The 18,992-nt window shown below is 47.7% G+C and carries 16 protein-coding genes; 11 read left to right on the top strand and 5 right to left on the bottom strand.

All coding sequences use genetic code 11. The annotated features are described in order from the left end of the window. Positions 1-5 precede the first annotated feature (5 nt). The 3 genes from tnpC to ACKWCC_RS07305 all read right to left on the bottom strand — a co-directional run bounded on the left by tnpC (position 6) and on the right by ACKWCC_RS07305 (position 2,625). Positions 6-1,472, bottom strand: a complete 1,467-nt coding sequence (gene tnpC / locus ACKWCC_RS07315) for an IS66 family transposase (protein WP_413995260.1) — start codon at positions 1,470-1,472, stop codon at positions 6-8. An 84-nt stretch (positions 1,473-1,556) separates the two neighbouring features. Next, on the bottom strand, positions 1,557-2,348 hold the full coding sequence (locus ACKWCC_RS07310; protein ID WP_413995259.1) for a GLPGLI family protein: 792 nt from the start codon (positions 2,346-2,348) through the stop codon (positions 1,557-1,559). Positions 2,349-2,412: 64 nt separating this feature from the next. Continuing rightward, positions 2,413-2,625, bottom strand: coding sequence for a hypothetical protein (locus ACKWCC_RS07305; protein WP_413995258.1), 213 nt, complete (start codon positions 2,623-2,625; stop codon positions 2,413-2,415). Between the two features lie 799 nt (positions 2,626-3,424). Here ACKWCC_RS07305 and ACKWCC_RS07300 point away from each other — a divergent pair. The 3 genes from ACKWCC_RS07300 to hemW are packed head-to-tail and all read left to right on the top strand — an operon-like array spanning position 3,425 to position 5,751. After that, the gene (locus ACKWCC_RS07300; protein ID WP_413995257.1) at positions 3,425-3,901 is read left to right on the top strand and encodes a hypothetical protein; all 477 of its coding nucleotides are present in this window, start codon (positions 3,425-3,427) and stop codon (positions 3,899-3,901) included. Positions 3,902-3,907: 6 nt separating this feature from the next. After that, positions 3,908-4,510, top strand: coding sequence for a crossover junction endodeoxyribonuclease RuvC (ruvC, locus tag ACKWCC_RS07295; RefSeq protein ID WP_413995256.1), 603 nt, complete (start codon positions 3,908-3,910; stop codon positions 4,508-4,510). 5 nt (positions 4,511-4,515) lie between these two features. Then, positions 4,516-5,751 (top strand): radical SAM family heme chaperone HemW, encoded by a 1,236-nt coding sequence (hemW, locus tag ACKWCC_RS07290; RefSeq protein WP_413995255.1) that lies wholly within the window; start codon positions 4,516-4,518, stop codon positions 5,749-5,751. Between the two features lie 508 nt (positions 5,752-6,259). Here hemW and ACKWCC_RS07285 read toward each other — a convergent pair. Continuing rightward, positions 6,260-8,350 carry a thiol-activated cytolysin family protein gene (locus tag ACKWCC_RS07285; protein WP_413995254.1) on the bottom strand — a complete coding sequence of 697 codons (2,091 nt, stop codon included), beginning with the start codon at positions 8,348-8,350 and terminating at the stop codon, positions 6,260-6,262. Positions 8,351-8,608: 258 nt separating this feature from the next. After that, positions 8,609-10,483, bottom strand: coding sequence for a tetratricopeptide repeat protein (locus tag ACKWCC_RS07280; protein WP_413995253.1), 1,875 nt, complete (start codon positions 10,481-10,483; stop codon positions 8,609-8,611). An 876-nt stretch (positions 10,484-11,359) separates the two neighbouring features. Here ACKWCC_RS07280 and ACKWCC_RS07275 point away from each other — a divergent pair. The 8 genes from ACKWCC_RS07275 (at position 11,360) to ACKWCC_RS07240 (ending at position 18,980) form a co-directional block, all read left to right on the top strand. Beyond that, positions 11,360-11,515 carry a hypothetical protein gene (locus ACKWCC_RS07275; RefSeq protein WP_413995252.1) on the top strand — a complete coding sequence of 52 codons (156 nt, stop codon included), beginning with the start codon at positions 11,360-11,362 and terminating at the stop codon, positions 11,513-11,515. A gap of 805 nt (positions 11,516-12,320) precedes the next feature. Then, positions 12,321-13,073 (top strand): cyclase family protein, encoded by a 753-nt coding sequence (locus ACKWCC_RS07270; RefSeq protein ID WP_413995251.1) that lies wholly within the window; start codon positions 12,321-12,323, stop codon positions 13,071-13,073. 151 nt (positions 13,074-13,224) lie between these two features. After that, positions 13,225-13,848 carry a DUF4230 domain-containing protein gene (locus ACKWCC_RS07265; RefSeq protein WP_413995250.1) on the top strand — a complete coding sequence of 208 codons (624 nt, stop codon included), beginning with the start codon at positions 13,225-13,227 and terminating at the stop codon, positions 13,846-13,848. Positions 13,849-14,060: 212 nt separating this feature from the next. Further along, a complete protein-coding gene (locus ACKWCC_RS07260) occupies positions 14,061-14,459 on the top strand; it encodes a Dabb family protein (RefSeq protein ID WP_413995249.1) in 399 nt (132 codons plus the stop codon). 5 nt (positions 14,460-14,464) lie between these two features. Beyond that, complete coding sequence (locus ACKWCC_RS07255; RefSeq protein ID WP_413995291.1) at positions 14,465-14,821, top strand: MmcQ/YjbR family DNA-binding protein; 357 nt, start codon at positions 14,465-14,467, stop codon at positions 14,819-14,821. 42 nt (positions 14,822-14,863) lie between these two features. Beyond that, positions 14,864-16,639 carry a MutS-related protein gene (locus tag ACKWCC_RS07250; protein WP_413995248.1) on the top strand — a complete coding sequence of 592 codons (1,776 nt, stop codon included), beginning with the start codon at positions 14,864-14,866 and terminating at the stop codon, positions 16,637-16,639. A 755-nt stretch (positions 16,640-17,394) separates the two neighbouring features. Next, entirely contained in the window at positions 17,395-17,760 is a 366-nt protein-coding gene (locus tag ACKWCC_RS07245; RefSeq protein WP_413995247.1) for a response regulator, read from the top strand. Then, positions 17,760-18,980, top strand: coding sequence for a sugar transferase (locus tag ACKWCC_RS07240; RefSeq protein WP_413995246.1), 1,221 nt, complete (start codon positions 17,760-17,762; stop codon positions 18,978-18,980). The genes ACKWCC_RS07245 and ACKWCC_RS07240 overlap by 1 nt, the downstream gene beginning before the upstream one ends. Positions 18,981-18,992 lie beyond the last annotated feature (12 nt).

Raw genomic sequence — 18,992 nt, 5'->3', positions numbered from 1 at the left:
TGTAACTATTCAGGTAGTAAGTTAGCGATAGTTTTAAATGCACCCAAAACGTTCTGTCCGTTCTTGACACAGGTATCCGTGACCGATCTTATGACCGCATAGGACTGTGCACCTTCGGGGGTCTTGAACTGACCGGAAACTTTCTGTTTTACCTTTACGTTCCTGATGGCCCGCTCCGAGGAGTTGTTGTCCGGCGGGACCTCATAGTGGTGGAGGAAGGCGAAGATGTAGTCCGCGTATTTTATCATCCGTTTATGGAACGCCCTGAGATCCTTATGTCCTTCGGGCAACGGCCTATCCAGAAGGGACGACATTTTTTCCCTTATCCCGTCCCTTTCGGGGATCGGTGCGCCGTATCCGTCCGGATCGCTCTTTTTCTTGAGCTTCAGGCCGCGGTAGATCAGTTCCCTGAACTCCATCGCCCACTGAGAGGCGTAACGTTCGGTGAAGTAGACAAGTTCTCGCAACAGGTGCGCGGTGCAAAGTTGGTGGGTCCTGCATGCGGTGCGGAAATGGCTCGTCCAGCAATCGTGCACGAGTACCGCGTTGGGAAGGCCCGAGGGAAAGTTCTTTTCGATCGTCGCGATGCCGCGGTTTTCGGAGAACACGATGTAGGTTGCCGATCCGTACTGCCAGGCCCAGTACCAGCCCTTCCCCCCGTCGACCCTTATCCCGGTCTCGTCGGCCCCGACGGCCTTCGCGCCCATTACCTTTTTGGCGATCAGCCCGTAGGCGGGGGCGGACTTTGCCGTGAATTTTTTCAATAGGTTGATCACGGTGCCCTGTGAGAGCGGCAGGCCGCAGAAGTCCCTGAAGAACTCCGCCGTCCGTGCCACCGGCAGGTACTGCCGGGCGTGCAGGTAGGCGGCCGTCGCCTGTACGTTGGGGCCGTAGCTTATGGGCGCCCTTACGTTCTCCGGGAAGGAGCCCTCGCAAAGGTTCCCGCACGTGCACTCCCTTCTCAGCACACGGTGCTCGGTATGGTGCGGGGCAACGGGCGGGATATCGACGACCTGTCTTCTGGCCACCGTCTCCCCGGCAATGCCCGAGAGGCCCTTGCCGCACCGGCCACAAAAATCGGGGGCGTGGTCGATTACGTTGTCGGGGGCCGAGGCCATGTCCAATGTACTTCCACCATGTCCCGGCTGTCCGCCGACTTTCCTGTCCGATCTTCGACGGAGGCTTTGGTTCTTCTTGGGGCGGTTCTCGTCCTTGGACGGCGGCACGGAACTGTTGCGGCTGTTCTTGGGGTTCTCGTATCCGGCCAGGCGTCCCTCAAGTTCGCAGACCCGGATACGCAGTGCCGCGTTCTCCTTCTCCAATACGTCCAAACGGGCCGTGAGGCCCTCCATAAGCTCCCTGTCGGTCAAGTCCTTGCCTTTTCCCGAAAGATCCGAAATAGTTCCATAGGATCCAAATTTGGGCCGCTTTTTTTTGATTGTTTTTGGGCTATCCGGCAGTTTGTGGCCCATTGCCATTTAAAACCTGAATAGTTACTCATAATTTATGATTTGTAACATAGTGCCCGACATCATAAAAACCTAAAACGAACTGCTTCATAAATGGTTGATTTCTATGGGGTTGTTTTTATGTTTGTTTCTTTCCTTGTGGTTCCTATCGTATTTGTCCAAGCCTTGTTTAGGTATGCGAATGCCTGGATTGTTTAAAATCAGTGAAGGTTTTTTCTTGATTTTTTCTTGAAAGTCATTGAATTCTTTTTCGGTAATGGACGTATAGTCCTCGGTAACAATATACCATTTGTGCTCTTTAATTTTTTGTAGCGAGAATGCCGTAAAGTGATAATGTTTTTCACTATCGTATATCTCCAAAATCAAACCTGGCAATCCATTGAATTTATAAGGCCCATCCGGTATGGAGATTTCATCGGTAAACCACGCTGTGTAGTCGCGACCCTTAAAGGATACCGATGCTTTTTTTACTTTGTAGCCCAGAATATCTTTTGTAGTGTCATTTGTGATCTTCCAATTTAAACGGACATTGTCTATTAATTTAAATTTAAACGTCGTATAGTCATAATAAGCTTCCAATTTATCGGTACCATAATCTTTTCTTATGCAGTAGTTAAACTTGGGTTTGGTAATGCTAAATAAGGATTGGGGATTCTTGGAACGTAAGATGGAATCTTTTAAAAATGTTGATTTCGATTGAAAAAAGGAACTCTGATTTCCATAGACGTCAAGATACATGATATCGCTGTCCGTGATTTTTGAATTTGTGGAATCTATTTGGAAATTCAGTTGATAGTGTATCCGGTAGTTAGTTTGGGATAAAATGGGCTGTGTGGCAAGAACAGTCAGAAATACTAGTTTTAAAATTTTAGGGCTCATTTGAACTGGTTTTAAAGTTTTTATTACCCCAGCAAGAATAGTCTTACTGGGGTGAAAAAAAAGACTAGCAACCACCATCCCATTCCCATAAGAAGGCTACTAATTCAACGGTGCTTACATTCTCGTGGCAAACCTCCCATGCTCCTCCACAAGAATCATTAAAATCAAAACATTCCATAAATAGCATCTCTTCGGAGGGGGTGCTTGCTGTATCATTTTTTGCAAAGCTAAGTGTGCTTGCAAAAACAAAAGCTAAGGTAAAAAATACATTTTTCATTTTAGAACAATTTAGAATGACGCCTACTTTCGGGTTTTGGGTCCCTGTTTCGGCTTTTCAAGACCTTGTGGCAGTCAAATTTTCAATTGTTTTCAGACTTAATCAGTGTTTTTTGGCTATTCCGTAAGTAGGATGTACTTCAATTAATCTGTTCAATTTTAAAATGGCTACCTACTGTGAGCTCAATCAGTTGGCTAAAGTTGAAAAAAAAAAAATGGAATTTCACCGAGAAAAACCTTATCATTTCCAAGGAAATAGTAGAAAAATGAGCTGTTTTATCTTAAAATGTGAGCTTTTTCTTATTATTTTTATGGGTTCGCTCCTTCAACTTCCAAAAAACAACATCGTCCCAACAGGTTGTCGGCACTCATCTAGGACCGGCGACCCCAACGGTTTTGGGGTGCTAAAACGATGGTGGGTATCGCAAGATCATCCCCAGGTTTAAAAAAACTTTTGTCTCCAAAAATATGGCACAGCCATTGAACCCAAAGGAAGCCTTAAAAATTCCCTTAAAACTTTACATCCTTGCAAAACCGACCACCTTTTTCCTTTAACTCAATTAGCGTGGCGATGGTCATGCCCCGGCGGCAAAAGTCCAGATTCCATAGAACTTTACCCCTTCATCACGAAAGTCCAACACATCCGCCAGATTGAGGATGGGCCTTGGCCAAACCAGGGCATCAACCCCCTACTTCCGGCAAATGGCCCAAAAGCCCATCTGGGCGCACAAGGAACAAATCCGTTCCCTAAGAGCCCCGGGTGGGCAAAAATTTGTAATTTCCGCCTTGATCGTAAGGGCATGAAAGGATTTGCACTTGGTTGTATGGGCTTGCTGTTGGTGGCCTGTTCCCAGTTTGGCAACAAGGAACGGCGCACCCAAGAGCTGGTGCGCGATCGGCTCCAGGAGATCGACTGGAACTCCGTGGATGCCTATCCGCTGTTCTACACCTGTGATGAAGCCGCCGGCAAACCTCAGCAGAAAAGCTGTTTTGAAGAGACACTGGTGCGCCATTTCAAGGAAACCCTGCAAACCTTTGAATTTACGCTGGAACAGGGCGTGGACCCCGAGGTAACCGTTATCTTTGTGGTGAACACCGAGGGCAACATCATTGTAAAGGGAATGGAGATGGACCCCAAGCTGTTGAAAAAGATGCCCAGTTTCCAAGGTATGGTGTCCCAGAGCCTAAAAAACCTGCCCGCGCTTGCCCCGGCCCTAAAGCAGGGCATGCCCGTGAGCACCAAATACCGCATTCCCATTCAACTGGTCCCAAAATAGAAGAGGTTGGCAAACGAAAGAATCATATTGGGCATAGACCCCGGCACCACCATCATGGGCTTTGGGCTCATAAGGGTGGTGAACAAGAAGATGGAGTTTTTGCAGATGAACGAGCTGCTGCTGCAGAAGTACAGCGATCCCTACACCAAGCTCAAGCTCATTTTTGAGCGCACCATTTCCCTCATAGACACCCACCACCCCGATGAGATCGCCATTGAGGCGCCCTTCTACGGCAAGAACGTACAGTCCATGCTAAAACTGGGCCGGGCCCAAGGGGTGGCCATGGCGGCGGGCCTGTCCCGTGAGATCCCCATTACGGAGTACCTTCCCAAAAAGATAAAGATGGCCATTACCGGCAACGGCAATGCCAGCAAGGAACAGGTGGCCAAAATGCTGCAGAGCACCCTGGGCCTAAAATCCCTGCCCAAAAACCTGGACAGCACGGATGGCCTTGCCGCCGCGGTATGCCATTTCTACCAAGCGGGGCGCGTGGACGTTGGGAAAAGCTACTCCGGTTGGGGGGCTTTTGTGAAACAGAACAGCCAACCCATGCCCAAGGGCGGCGCAAAGCATTCCCTACAGGTACACCTTGGAAAAAACAAAAACTAGAACCTGTGCCAAAGCAGCAAGGGTCATCAGCATCGGTAGTGGTTTCCCCTTTGGGGGCGGAGGGGGCCGGCATATACATCCATGTCCCGTTCTGCAAACAGGCCTGCCATTATTGCGATTTTCATTTTTCCACCTCCATGGGAAAGAAGGAGGCCATGGTGGCCGCGCTGAAAAAAGAACTGGCCCTGCGCAAGGGCGAGTTTGCGGCCATCACGGTGGAGACCATTTACTTTGGCGGGGGCACCCCCTCGGTACTGACCACGGAAGAGATACGGGACATCATCCAGACCGTGCACGCCCATTATAGGGTGGCCCGGCATCCGGAAATTACCCTGGAGGCCAATCCGGACGACCTCACCGAGGAAAAGGTGGTGCATCTGGCCCAAAGCCCGGTGAACCGGTTGAGCCTTGGCATACAGTCTTTTTTTGAGGACGATTTAAGGTTGATGAACCGCGCCCATTCCGCCCAAGAGGCCACCACATCCCTGGCCCTGGCCCAGCAACATTTTAACAATGTTTCCATAGACCTCATCTACGGCATGCCCCAAATGGACGAGGCCCGGTGGAGGGCCAATTTGGAAAAGGCCCTTTCTTTTGGTGTGCCCCATATTTCCAGCTACGCGCTCACGGTGGAGCCCAAGACCGCCCTGGCCAGTTTTGTGGAGAAGGGCTTGGTGCAGCCGGCCGGGGACGAGGAGGCCCAGCACCATTTCAACATCTTGGACCAAACGCTCACGGCCGCGGGCTATTGCTGTTACGAGATCTCCAATTTTGGGAAACCGGGCTACTTCAGCAAGAACAACACCGCGTATTGGCAACAAAAGAAATACATGGGCATTGGCCCCTCTGCGCACTCCTATGACGGGGAGCGGCGGGGATGGAACATCAACAACAATCCCAAATACATCCGGGCCTTGGAGCGGGGGGTGCTCCCCATGGAGACTGAAACCCTTTCCGTGGCGGACAAGTACAACGAGTACGTGATGACGGGCCTGCGCACCATTTGGGGCGTTTCCCTGGCCAAGGTAGCAGGTGATTTTGGGCCCAAGTACCGGGAGCACTTGGAGCTACAGGCGCAAAAGTTCTTGGCAGAGCACCTCTTGTACCGGGACGGCGACCTGCTCCTGGCCACCAAAAAGGGAAGGTTCTTGGCCGATGGCATTGCGGCCGATCTGTTCCTGCTAAATTGGGCCCCAAATGCCGGTGCCGGTACCGGCGATGGGCAGTTGACAAAGGGTTAGCCCGGGTCAGGTGTTGGCCTTTCTTGATGAGGGCGCAACCCCCAATAAAATGAGGCCTTCTCTTATCGGGCCAACGCCAGGGCAGCCGTCCTTTTTGCGGCGATTTGCAACCGTATAGGAATCTTCAATACACCATTTGGATTGCAGGCACAGGAGCGTCAACAACGTTGTGGCCAACCATGTTTCTGGTTTCCAGGCCTATTGCCTCCTTCCAAAAAAAACGATAAGGGCATCGGAACTACAGCGCAACCATCCCTGTTTTCCTCGAACTCGGGCAAATGGTAATGTTCCATACTATGATGCTGCCTACTGTCTATTGAAAAATAAAGTTGGAGGGAAAATATTATAGTTTATTTTTAGTTTTCAATAGTTAGAAAGTCTTTTGGTTTTATGATGAAGTTGAATGGATACAGATATCTTATTATTTTATGGGACTATTTCACAAAGTGTGTAAATAATAAAAGCGGGGCCATGGCCCCGCTTTTTTATTCTATCATTTTGGGCCTTTTTAATTGATTACCCAGGGTGCATCAAACTGTGCCGTGGGCAAATTTTGTCCCGAAAATACGGTTAGGGTGCCCGAGGCTAGCTCATTGCCCGCATCATTCACGAACAAATAATAATATTCGCTCCCAATTTGAATATAACATGCCGCACCTACTTTTTCAAAAGGTAGAGCATTATTGGAATTGTATATCCAGTTCCTCGTATCTCTTGGGTCTGTATATGAAACAATATCATCACCAAAAACGGGCTTGATAACACGAATATTTTGAAATTGTGAACCGGGTTTACCAAAGAAGGTAGAACGTAGGTCGTCTACTCCCCCTAAGTGAAGCGCTGCCTCAATACCTTGTTGGCCAAACTGAAAATTATCGTATTCATTGTATACGGTATTCAGCAAAAAAATGTTGTCATTGCCTGCATTACCTCCTGTTTGAAAGGTTCCAAAACGAATGGGTGCATCAGCATTAGTGAATGTACCGGAAAAAATAGGGTCGAACCAAAATTTAACTAGCCTTAATCCAGTCTTATCAATGAGTTCAATCTCATTTTTCAAAAACCCTCCAAATAACCTGAATCGCCCAGCGCCAACATTGTCCAATGGCACAATACCTAAAGGTGAATCATTGTCTTTGATACCATACACGCCTTTTACCGTTCCGCTATTGCCATTGAACCAGGCGTATTTATCACCAGCCTTGCTAAAAACCAAGATGTTGCTCGATCCAACGTGTGTCATCGCACCAATACCGCCACCATCGGCATCATCCTTAAACAAGTCAACCAATTCTAGATACACCTGTGGGGGCAATACCCCTTTTAGCTCGCAATTGACGATATCATATTCGGTAGCTAATTTTACGCCTACAATTTGATCCGGGCGCTTTACACTTCTTGCCACATAAGACAAAGGTAGCCCGGCCCGTACATCGGTGCTTTGGGCTATTTTGTTGGCAATCTCGGCAACGCTGCTCTCACCAGCAAGATTAAAGGTTCCACTAGCATCACCACCATACGCGATTACCTTGATCTTAAGGTCGTTCAATTCTTGCATATAGCTGGTTTCCAAACTGCCCTCAACTTGGGCCACAACACCATCGTAAGCAAGGTTCAGTTGCGCTTGCATTTCCGTACGACTAGAGGTCGATTCTATCAACATATAAAATATACGCCCATAGGTGACCGAAGAAATAAAAGTGGCAGGGTTATCTTCCTGCACATAGACCGCCAAATCTTCGGGAGTTACACTTTCGTCAAAAATCTCGTCTAGACTCGTTGGCAAATCAAAGCTCATGGTATAATACGATTGGGTTAATTTGACCAATGTTCTGTTATAGGATTTGTCTTGGCTGAACGACATATTGCCAGACGTTTTGGTTGCCAAGGTTTCTACATCAATGCCCAATTCAATCGCCAATTGGCTTTCTGATTCAATTTGGACGATTTCCAAATCAAAATTGGCGGGCACTACATCACCTGAACTGGCGATGATATTGTTCATGCCGTCTTGAATGGTACTTTTCTTTACTTCTACAACATCGAAAGAGGAGTTTAGATTGCCATTGTTCAAATTGTAGGAAATGGTGCCCCCGGCACGTTTGACCACTATGGGTGCGGGCGTGGCATTCTGTAAGGTTTTGCCCTGTAACAGGTTGCCTGGAAAAATGACATCCGCATTGGTGTCAAAAAGTGGAAATTCCCCATTACCGTCAAGAACGTTCACCGTTCTGTGGGTACAGATAAAGCGCTCGGTAATTGTACTCCCTGATTCGGACGTACGTGTAATATCTTCATTCTCAGAGGTAGGTTCCCCAACCTCTTCTTCGGTACGTTGGGTGGGGAAGTCTTCAGGATCGGCCCCAAGGTTAATGACATCGGCAAAAGTGAGGCTACTCTCTTCTTCTTCAGGACAACCCTGGTTACTGGCGGGCCCCGCCGCATTGGGGCAATTGTCATCGGCATCGGCAATGCCGTCTTGATCGGTATCCGCTATTTCTGTTGTTGGCGGGGTCTCATCTTTGCTGCACGAGGTGCAACTAATGCTCAATGAAACTACAAATACTATTACTTTAAAAAAACTATGGTACGTTTTCATCATGTTTTGTTTTGTGGTGAAGCAATTTGTTTGGTTTTGTGTGACTTGCCCAGTTTTGGTCTGCAGTACCTAACCGAGCAAGACCACAAAACTTGAATGTTGAATCTCAACACCACAAACCTAATCTGCTTACTTTGGCTTTTGAAAAAAACAGGGGGTACGAAAGGGGTACGCTAAAATTAAGAGGGGGGTACAAAAAGGGTACAGCCTGGAGTCCCTTTATTTTATTGGGTGTTCAGGAGGAAGGAGAACAGATGGTCAAATGGCCATGACTGTGGTTTCGAGGGAATCGTCTGGTGAAAGGTCCATTTTTTTTCTCAAGCGCTGGCGGGCTTTCTTGACTCCGTCAGATGAAATGTTGAGGATATTGGCAATTTCCTTTGAAGAAAGGTTCATCTTCATCAAGGCCATGAGACGGAGTTCATTTTTGGTGATATCGGGGTATTTTGCCATGGCCTGTTTCGCAAAATCTTTATGTACCGCCTCAAAGTATTGCGTAAAATTCTCCCAGGCCTTGTCGTCTTGTTGGTCGAAGTTGATGGTCTGTACCAAGGTCTGGTAGCCTTTTTCCACATTTTCCGTTGATTTCAGTTCTTTGGCTTTTTGTTTTACTTGTTCCAAGATTTCGTTCTTTTTGGCCAAGTGAAGGGCGTGCGTGGTCAGTTCTTTCTTTTTAAAGGCCAGTTCTGTTTCCACCTTTTCTTTTTCTAGCTGGTTGCGTCGGTTTCGTTGCCGAAAACCATAGTATCCAAAACCAAGGGCCACAAGTGATAATCCAAGACCACCACCTAAAAGTAATTTTTGAAGACGGCTTACTTTTGCGCGTTCTTCCAACAGGTTGATTTCCGTTTCTTGCCGGGCAATCTGTTGTTCTTTTTTTTCGGTATCGAAGATGGCCCGCATTTCTTCAATTTGCTGGGATTTTGTTTTGTTGTAAATAGAATCTTGCCAAAGGGTATAATTCTTATGGTCATTGTAAGCAGCCCTGTAGTTATTTAACAACGCATTTGCCTTCGCGCGATTCATATAGGCTTTTGCAATCCTAGGTTTAACATTTTCTATTTTAGCTGCTTCCAAAGCTTTATCCAAATATTTTTTAGCTTCATAGACACGGTCTAGATTTACTAAAATGCTTCCTTTGCCCAATAAGCTAAGGGAAGACAGTTGATTGTCTTTTGATATTTTTTCAATTTCAATGTAAGTCTCTATTTTTTCAAGTGCCCTCTCATATTCTTTCCTGTCCGCAAAACTTTCACTGTGGTTAAAAAGAACCAATTTTTGAAGATTCTTGAAGTTAGCCTTTTTAGCTAGTCCAAAGGCCTTGTTGAAGATACTATCTGCTCTGTGATACTGTTTTTGTTGGTTGTAAATGATTCCCATCGTATTGTATATTCCTCCAATTTGTATACTATAATTGTCACCATTCTGGTTGTAATATTCAAGAGCTTCAAAAGCATATTGTAATGCCTCTTCCTCGTGTTTTAATTCACATTCGATTGCAGAAAGTTGAAAGAAAGTACTTGCTACTTTTATTTCATTTTTTAATAATTTGAAATTTTTCAGAGCAGCTAGACTCTTTTGCAGTGCAATTTTATGATTGCCTTTTGTAAGATGATTCCAGCCCTGATCGTATAGTGTATATGCTAACAGGCTAGTATCTTGAACTTTCCTGTAAAACTCGATGTTTTCCTCCATCATTTTAAGGCTTTTATCATACCCATCCTTTTCAAATCCAATTAATCTGGCCATGTAATACTTGGCAAGTCCTTGACCTTTAACATTTGAATTGTCTTTGTAATAGCCATCTGATATCTCATAATGGGTCATAGCCTTAGCGTTTTTTCCTAATTTTTCATAATACCTGCCTAAATTAAAGTTGCTACGGCCAAGACCGTTTATAAAATTTATCTGTTCTGAAATTTCAATTTGTTTATTCAAAAAGAGCTTTGCTTCAAGGGTATCAATTTTCAGATAATATTCAAATATGTCATCCAATAAATTCACTTTTGTGGTATCATTGGGCAAAGCTTTATAAACCTTCAACAAACTATCTATGTTTGATTGGCTTTGAGCATTTAAAAAAACCATGAACACAAAGGTGGGTAGCAACACACCTAAAAGCTTTAATTTCATAACAGGTTGGTTTATCATACTGCTTCTAAAATACTAAATATTTGATTTTCAGTGGCTAAAAACCTGCCGAGAATCTTCTAAAAACAGGGCTTTTTTTTAGAGAACATTACAGATTTAATCAAAACACAATCATTTGCTTGGGATACCCAAAAAAAGAACCTCGCTTAGTCTGAGCTGGATTCCAAAAAACTTATGCCAACCTTTTATCTATAAGCAACCTTTTTTATTTCGGCAGTCTTTTTAAAAGCTGGATTCAACAAGTGAAGTACAAACCATTAAAATAAAGGGTTACCCCATTGGAATATTTGAAAATGACCTTGGGGAAATATTTTCAATATCAATTCCGGAAAACCAAATAACCACAGGGTTCGATGTGTTTGTTGAGAAAATCAATGTCTTTTGATGGGCATGATGTTTACCTTCATCATCTTTTTTTTTAGTGGAATATCCGAAAAAGTATCATCATCCTGCACTCCCCGATATCACTTCCCTTTCAAAGGGTCTGCCCCTAAAATACATGCGGTGCACTTTGTTTTGGACTCGTTCAGGTACCGCTCCAAAACAGAGCGAAATTTTCGGTAAAAAGTGTCATTTACAGACCACTGTCCCTATGAACTACCGGGGTCTAAGGTGCCACGGAACTTTTAAGACATTGAATTAAAAATAGAAAAACACCTCCTTCCATTGGGATTAATTCCCTTTGATGACTACAAGATGCAGCCAAAGGGTCTCTACTGTGTTTCTTTCGCCTATTTCACAGCTCGCTCCTGCACGCGTACGGCCAGGCAAGTCCCGTACATAGGCGCACCGCCCATCTTTACGCTTCTCGTAAACCGCGGTATTCATTACCTTACGTATTGTAAACGTGTTTTGTACATGCAAACATTGATCGTTATGGTGCGTAAAGAACCACATTTAAATGAAGCGGTTGTTTCCATACTTAAAGCTGAGGTCAAAAGACAAAACCGTAGTCTTAAAAATTGGCTAGGACATTTAGCCATAGAAGCGGCAAAAAAGCTGGAAGTTCCATAGAAGGAATATACTGGTATGATGGATGAACTTTTAACATAGTTTGATCATTACGAAATGGAATTTTCTACAATTGAAGATGTAATGAGCAGAAATGGCATATCAAATCATAGTTTCAAAAGATGCCGAAAAGGATGTTCTCATTGCAAAAGGTCATGATCGAACTTCAGGATTGGAACGAGCTTTTGATATCGATTTCAAGAACCAAACTGATTATCTGAAGCCTAATCCATAATTTGTTTCAGATCTACTTTAGTATTGTAAGAAGCGTAGATTTTTCTAGTTTTTATTGCGCCTTACATTTTTTGGTTCAAAATGATTCAGTGTACATTCTAGGAGCGTTGCATCACAAACAAATGATTCGAACAAAGGAGCATATCATCCATAAGGCTAAAGCCATTTCTTTTTTAACCACCTGAAAAACATACTTATGCCCATGCTTTCCTAAGCGGAACATCCAGATTGCGATGGAGGTGCTGTGAATGATGGTATTTTTCCTTTGTGCTATTCGAGGTTTCTTTAAGATTCACGACCTTCACCCGGAGATTGAAGGATAGCTTCTTGAAACCTTTAACCACTATCCTGTACCGAGGGAGGGTAATCACCATTTCCCGCCATTGAGCATCAATGGAATCCATTTGCTTAAATCCTAACGGTTCTTTCTCAAAATAGGATTAAGTGAGTTCAAAAAACCGTAAAGTTTTGGATTGCAACCCGTGTGGTGTGGAACCAATCTTTTTTCAAAACCCATATTTCTAATCGCTATCTTCAATGCACCATTGGAAAGCATAACGCAACAATCCCAACAATGAAAGCAACCATTGCCCACAACAACCGCCAATACGAGGTAAACCTCTCCCAACCCCTGGACATTTCCCTGCCCCTAAGGGGAAGCAAGGAAAACGTTACCGCCTGGTACGTGGGGCCGCCCAAGATCGCGCCCCACCGGGAGGATGGTTTTGTGGGCAGTGTGGCCGCCGGGGCCAGCACCAATTTCAATGACATCTGGTTCAATCCGCACGCCCACGGCACCCATACCGAGTGCGTGGGCCACATTACGGAACATGTTGTCTCCGTGAACCAGAGCTTGAGCCATTATTTTTTTATGGCCCAGTTGATCAGCTTGGAGCCTTGTTCGGTGCACGGCGACCGGGTCATCACGGAAGAACAACTCCGATCTGCCCTAGGCTCAGAGCGCCCGGAGGCCCTGGTGCTGCGCACCTTGCCCAATAGCAGGGACAAACGCAGCCGGCAGTACGCCCATACCGATCCGCCTTACCTTTCCGAGGCCGCCGCCCGTTTCTTGGCGGAGATGGGGGTGGGGCACTTGCTGGTGGACCTCCCTTCGGTGGACAAGGAGAAGGACGGGGGCGCCCTATTGGCCCACCGCGCCTTTTGGAACGTGGGGGGCAAGGTGCGGGACCGGGCCACCATCACGGAGTTTGTTTTTGTGGACAGTGCCATTGCAGACGGCCCCTATTTTCTAAACCTGCAATTGGCCCCTTTTGAGAACGATGCCAGTCCCAGCAGGCCCGTGCTCTTCCCTGTCCACCCGGTGTAGCGCCCTTGCCTGCTGTGCACGGATTTGGTATGGCGTACGCCAATTGGCCCGGTCTTTGTACTTTTGAAAAAAAGGGGCCGGGGTGCGCCCAGCCGCACAAGAAAGGAAAACAATGGTCTGGGCCCGTACGTGAACCACGCAAACAACAATTATGAACGATGTTTTGGAAGTCTTATTGGGCTTGATCCTAGGGGCCATTTGTATGTACTGGCTCTTCACATTCTTCAACAAAAAGAAGCGCAAGGAGGTTACCTCCCACCAAAGCACCGTCTTGTTGGAAAAGATCAAGAGTGTCTGCAAGCTCATTTCGGTGGAAGGGGATTTTGCCGAGATCTATAAATATGAAAACACCAAGGAGCATTTCTTGAGCTTGGTCACCAGCAAGAAAAAGGCCTTGATCGTCATTAAGGCCAAGGCCCAGATCGGCTACGATCTACAAAAGGTGCTCATGCACGCCAATGAGGGCAAAAAGAAGATCGTGCTCACCAATTTTCCCCAACCCGAGGTGCTCTCCCTGGAGCCCGAGCTGGATTTTTACGATATCAAGAACGGCATGTTCAACACCTTTAAACCAGATGACCTTACCACCCTGAACCAGGAGGCCCGGAAGCACATCATGGAAAAGATACCCGAAAGCGGACTGATGGAAACGGCCCGGAAAGAGGCCTTGCAGACCGTGTTGCTCATAGAAAAGATCGTGGAGACCATTGGTTGGGAACTGGACTATACGGCGCTGCACATTACCGAGGAACAGAAGAAAAAATTGGAGACCTGAACGGTCACTGGCCGGCTTTTCCGGGGCCCTCCCCGTGCAGACGCCATATGTTGCGTCTCCACACAAAAGAGGATTTTTTTTTTGAATTTATAGCTAGAAGAAGCCATATTTTGCGTCTCAAGGAGGAACAATTTCTTTTGCATCTCCACCTGTACAGACGCAATGTTTTGCGTCTCAACAAGGAATAACTTTTTCATCTCTATGAACACCTTATGAAAACACTTTTAATTTTTGCCACAACATTGCTTTTGGGCCTACACATGGCCCAAGCACAAACCAAAGAACCCATGCAGACCTTTGACCCCCATTTTGCCCACACGGTGTATTTTTGGCTCAAGAATCCGGACAACGCGGCGGAGCGTGCCGCCTTTGAGGCTTCGCTCCGTACTTTTTTGGAGCGTTCCGCCTACGCCAAGACCAAGTTCATTGGCACCCCGCCCCAAGCCAGCAGGGAGGTGGTGGACGGGTCCTTCACCTATTCCCTCATCGTCACTTTTGCCTCGGCAGAGGACCAACAGCGCTACCAGGACGAGGTGCCGCACCAGAAATTTGTGGAAGAGGCCGCCCACCTTTGGGAAAAGGTCATTGTCTATGACTCCACCGGGATATGACCCCTATGAACGTAGAGGAACTTAGAACGTATTGCCTGGCCAAGAAAGGGGTCACCGAGGGCTTTCCCTTTGACGACGTTACCTTGGTGTTCAAGGTGATGGGAAAAATGTTCGCCCTCTGTGGGCTGGAACGGATGCCACCGCAGGTGAATTTAAAGTGCGACCCCGAAAGGGCCATTCAGCTTCGGGAGGCGCATCCGGAGATCATTGCGGGCTGGCACATGAGCAAGGTGCACTGGAACACCGTGTACATGGAGCAGTTGGACCCCGCCCTGACCCGATCCCTCATAGATCACTCCTATGCCTTGGTGGTGGCCAAGCTCACCAAGAAAATGCAGGCGGCCCTGGCCGCCCTTTCCTAGGGGTATGCCTATCTTTGCCCCTAGGAAGAAACGCATTCCCTTATGCAAGAGCTGCACACCTTTTATCAGGAGAAAATAGCTGCCCATGGTTCCGCACTGGCCCGGGCAAAAAAACAACTGTACGCCAGCAGCATGCTGCGGCTGCTGGTCTTTCTCGGGGCCGTTGCCGCCGCCTACGGCCTCTGGGGGCAGACAAGGTGGCTGGTGGCCGTGCTCTTTTTGGCCGCGGCCGTTTTTCTCTTTTTGGTGAGGCGCCACGTGAACCTCCAGTACAAAAAGGAAAAGATCAAGGCCCTCTTGGCCATGAACAAACGGGAGGTGGCCGTGCTGCACCGTAGGTACGCCAACCTGCCCTCCGGGGGGGAGCATGCAGAAGATGGCCATCACTTTAGTGGGGACATTGACCTCTTTGGTGAGGGATCCTTCTATCAGTACATGAACCGCACCGCCCTGCCGGCCGGAAGCGCCGCATTGGCCCAATGGATAACCGCCAATGCCATAGATGGCATCCCCGCCAAGCAGGCCGCCGTACGGGAACTGTCCCAAATGCCCGACTGGCGACAGGATTACCTGGCGGTGGCCGGTTTGGCCAAGGTGGAAACAAGTACCGAGAGCATCGTAACGTGGTTGGGAGACTATACCCCTTTTCTCCCCAGGGCCATGCGCTACGTGCCCCTGGTGTTTTCCGTGGCCAGTGTGGGCGTGCTCACCGCCTATTTTATGGAAATACTGTCAGAGGCCCATTTGATCTATTGGGTGCTTTTTGGGCTGTTGCTCTTCGGCTTGTTCGCAAAGCGGATGATGCGCCTGGGCGCAGTGACCTCCAAGATCGTGGATACCTTTAAGCAGTACAATCAACTGGTCACCATCTTGGAAGACACCCCTTTTAAAAGTGCCGTGCTGTCCCGGGAGCGGGGGCGGTTGCTGCGCAATGGCGAGAAGACCTCTGTCCTGTTGGGGCGCTTTTCCAAGCTCTTGGACAGTTTGGACGATAACCATAACATTGTCTATCTCATTGTGGCCAACGGTCTTTTCTTGCGCAGTATCTCCACCATTGGCAAATTGGAGGACTGGATCAAGGAACACGGCGGTGAGGTGGCCGCTTGGTTCCAGGCCATTGCCTTTTTTGATGCCTACATAAGTCTGGGGAACTTTGCCTTTAACCATCCGGGATTTACCTACCCCAAGATCACCAATAACGGGCAGATTAGGGCCCGGGCCGCGGCACACCCCTTGTTGGACCCCAAAAAGCGGGTGGCCAATGATTACGCCATTGGGCAGGGGGAGTTTTTTATTGTCACCGGGGCCAACATGGCCGGGAAGAGCACCTTTCTGCGCACGGTCTCATTGCAGATCATCATGGCCAATATGGGCTTGCCCGTCTGTGCCCGGTCCATGGAGTACACGCCCATAAAGCTCATAACCAGCATGCGCACCACGGATTCCCTAACGGACGATGCGTCTTATTTCTTCTCGGAATTGAAACGTTTGCAGTTTGTGGTGAACGAGATCGCCCAGGACCGCTATTTCATTGTCTTGGATGAGATTCTTAAGGGCACCAACAGCGTGGACAAGGCCAAGGGCTCCAGACAGTTCCTGGAAAGATTGGCCGCTTCCAAGAGCACCGGCATCATTGCCACCCATGACCTTACCCTCTGTGAGGTGGCCAAGGAACGCCCACAGGTAAAGAACTATTATTTTGATGCCGAGATCGTGGATGGTGAACTGCATTTTGACTATACCTTCAAAGAAGGCATCTGCAAGAACATGAACGCTTCCTTTCTCTTGAAAAAAATGGGCATTGTGCTCCCCGAATGACCTAATACCATTTCCCAATTGAAAATAAGCCGATAAATGGTTTCTTTTTACGCCCTACTTCAAAATAAAAATAAGCCGTAGCTGGGCTATGCCTGATCTTTCATTTTCGCAGGCCAAAAAAATAATTCCATTTCTAGGGCTGCATTTCAAACGAGAACTGGTATAAGGTGACCCAGAGAGACCTTGCAGGAACGGTTTTTCCGGTCCCCTTTGCCCTGCCGCATTTTCCCATACCGTTGGGAAGGAGTGGTGCCCAACCCTTTTTGGTGGGCCCTTCACCGGATGCCCCGTCCATCTGCAAATCTGTCTTGGGGTTCCAACAACCGTTCGTCTACAGTTACTTGTTGTTCAACGCACTTGGGTGCACCACTCGTCTTGCAGGCTGCGGCCCCAAAGGCACAAGACGCTACCTTTGACCCGGGCAACGAAAAGCCCTCAAATAATGTTAGGTTAAGTTTGGGACCCCGGATCGGCGTGTTGGTGACAATACCTGAGCGGGTGCCCGTTAAAAGGGAGCCTGTTAGGGCAGGAGCCCATCCCCCAAATCTGATGTAAAAACCGATAGCGATATCGGTTTTTACTGTTTTTAGGGGTGTTTAGAGTGGGAAAATAAGCACGAAACGGACTTTTTGTAAGAAAAGTAAACTCAAAATGTAATCTCACAACAAGTATTAGGGCCTTCACAACATTGAAATTCCATAAAGTAATATAAATCCTACATTGCGTTATAATTTTAACCTACAAATTAAATGATTATGGAAATATTGGTAGTAGATGACAAGGAGACCCTGAGCGCCTTGGTGGCCCAATTTCTGGGACGTTCCTACACGGTACATACCCAAGCAAACGGCCTACGGGCGCTGGGATGGTTGCAACAGGGCAACCTGCCCGATCTGATCATTACCGATTTGGAAATGCCGGAGATGGATGGTTTTGAATTCATAAAACAGCTCAAGGCATCCGGCATCTTTGCAGATATACCGGTGATCGTGCTCAGCTGTCGCGAGAGCAGTGCCGATCGCATCGCCTGCCTAAAGTTGGGGGCCAGTGATTACATGATCAAGCCCTTTAACCCGGAAGAGCTCTTGATCAGGGTAGATAAACTCTTGGTGCGTCAATAATGGAGATGGTCACGGAGAGCACCCAATCGGTACTTTACATAGGCAGTTATGAAGTATTGATGGAAGAGGTGAACGAAACAAAGGGCGGGGTCTCCATTCACATGGTGAGCAACGTGGAGAAAGCCCTTCATTGGTTAGGGGGCAGGGCAGAAGAGCCGGGGCCCGCGCGGGTGCCCGTGGATGCGGTGCTTTGCGAGTATGGTACGGGAAGCCCGGAACTGCAACGGTTGCGCCATTTTATGGAGCGCCATTTTACACAAGTGGGCACGGTACCTTTTGTGTACCTGGGCAAGTCCTTGGGCAAGGAAGAAAAACGGTTGGCCCTGGAAAATGGTTTTGACGATTTTTTTCCCTATCCCATAGGCTTTGATCAGATTTTGGAGCGTGTGCGCTTCCTTAGGGCCCTGAAGAGCAACTTGCTGGAGCAGCGCATTAAGATCAATACGCCCCATGTGCACACCTATGCCATAGGTTTTTGGAAACGCTCCTTTGATGTGGTCGTGGCGGGGTCGGCGCTGCTCTTGGCCGCCCCTTTCCTGCTTTTGGTCATCGCGGCCATTAGACTGGAATCCAAGGGAAAGGTGTACTACATCTCCAAACGCGTGGGCACCGGATACCGGATCTTCAACTTTTTAAAGCTGCGCTCCATGTATCCCGATGCGGACAAGCGCCTAAAGGAGTTTGAGCACCTGAACCAATACGTGGATCATGGCCAAGAGGGCGAAAGTGAAGAAAAAAGGGAGCAGCACAGGGCCCTTGCCGATGACGTTCAGTTGATCGGCGACGATGTGGTGGTGCCAGAGACCACTTTTCATGAAAGGCGAAAGAAGGAAACGGAAAGTGCCTTTGTGAAGTTTGACAATGATCCGCGCATTACCAAAGTGGGGCGCATCATTAGAAAGTTGAGCATAGATGAACTGCCCCAGCTCGTCAATGTTTTGCGCGGGGACATGTCCATTGTGGGCAACCGGCCCCTGCCGCTCTACGAGGCGGAAATGCTCACCACGGACCAGTGGACACAGCGTTTTAACGGCCCGGCCGGCATTACCGGGCTCTGGCAGGTAGAGGCCCGCGGGAGAACCTCAAAGATGTCTCCCGAGGAACGAAAACAACTGGATGTGGACTACGTGGAACGGGCAAATGGCAAATACGCTTTTTGGATGGACATGTGGATCATCATCAGAACGTTTAAAGCTGTTTTTCAGAAAGAGAATGTGTAGACCTTTTAAGTT

This window comes from Maribacter aquimarinus (assembly GCF_047345505.1).
GTDB lineage: Bacteria > Bacteroidota > Bacteroidia > Flavobacteriales > Flavobacteriaceae > Maribacter.
The sequence above is the reverse complement of the archived record's forward strand: the minus strand, read 5'-3'. Positions and strand labels throughout refer to the sequence as shown.

What these genes read in the sequence shown, in the direction of transcription:
- tnpC (WP_413995260.1), bottom strand. Translation starts at nt 1,472, where the DNA reads ATGGGCCACAAACTGCCGGATAGCCCAAAAACAATCAAAAAAAAGCGG.
- ACKWCC_RS07310 (WP_413995259.1), bottom strand. Translation starts at nt 2,348, where the DNA reads ATGAGCCCTAAAATTTTAAAACTAGTATTTCTGACTGTTCTTGCCACA.
- ACKWCC_RS07305 (WP_413995258.1), bottom strand. Translation starts at nt 2,625, where the DNA reads ATGAAAAATGTATTTTTTACCTTAGCTTTTGTTTTTGCAAGCACACTT.
- ACKWCC_RS07300 (WP_413995257.1), top strand. Translation starts at nt 3,425, where the DNA reads ATGAAAGGATTTGCACTTGGTTGTATGGGCTTGCTGTTGGTGGCCTGT.
- ACKWCC_RS07285 (WP_413995254.1), bottom strand. Translation starts at nt 8,350, where the DNA reads ATGAAAACGTACCATAGTTTTTTTAAAGTAATAGTATTTGTAGTTTCA.
- ACKWCC_RS07280 (WP_413995253.1), bottom strand. Translation starts at nt 10,483, where the DNA reads ATGAAATTAAAGCTTTTAGGTGTGTTGCTACCCACCTTTGTGTTCATG.
- ACKWCC_RS07275 (WP_413995252.1), top strand. Translation starts at nt 11,360, where the DNA reads ATGCAAACATTGATCGTTATGGTGCGTAAAGAACCACATTTAAATGAA.
- ACKWCC_RS07270 (WP_413995251.1), top strand. Translation starts at nt 12,321, where the DNA reads ATGAAAGCAACCATTGCCCACAACAACCGCCAATACGAGGTAAACCTC.
- ACKWCC_RS07265 (WP_413995250.1), top strand. Translation starts at nt 13,225, where the DNA reads ATGAACGATGTTTTGGAAGTCTTATTGGGCTTGATCCTAGGGGCCATT.
- ACKWCC_RS07260 (WP_413995249.1), top strand. Translation starts at nt 14,061, where the DNA reads ATGAAAACACTTTTAATTTTTGCCACAACATTGCTTTTGGGCCTACAC.
- ACKWCC_RS07255 (WP_413995291.1), top strand. Translation starts at nt 14,465, where the DNA reads ATGAACGTAGAGGAACTTAGAACGTATTGCCTGGCCAAGAAAGGGGTC.
- ACKWCC_RS07250 (WP_413995248.1), top strand. Translation starts at nt 14,864, where the DNA reads ATGCAAGAGCTGCACACCTTTTATCAGGAGAAAATAGCTGCCCATGGT.
- ACKWCC_RS07245 (WP_413995247.1), top strand. Translation starts at nt 17,395, where the DNA reads ATGGAAATATTGGTAGTAGATGACAAGGAGACCCTGAGCGCCTTGGTG.
- ACKWCC_RS07240 (WP_413995246.1), top strand. Translation starts at nt 17,760, where the DNA reads ATGGAGATGGTCACGGAGAGCACCCAATCGGTACTTTACATAGGCAGT.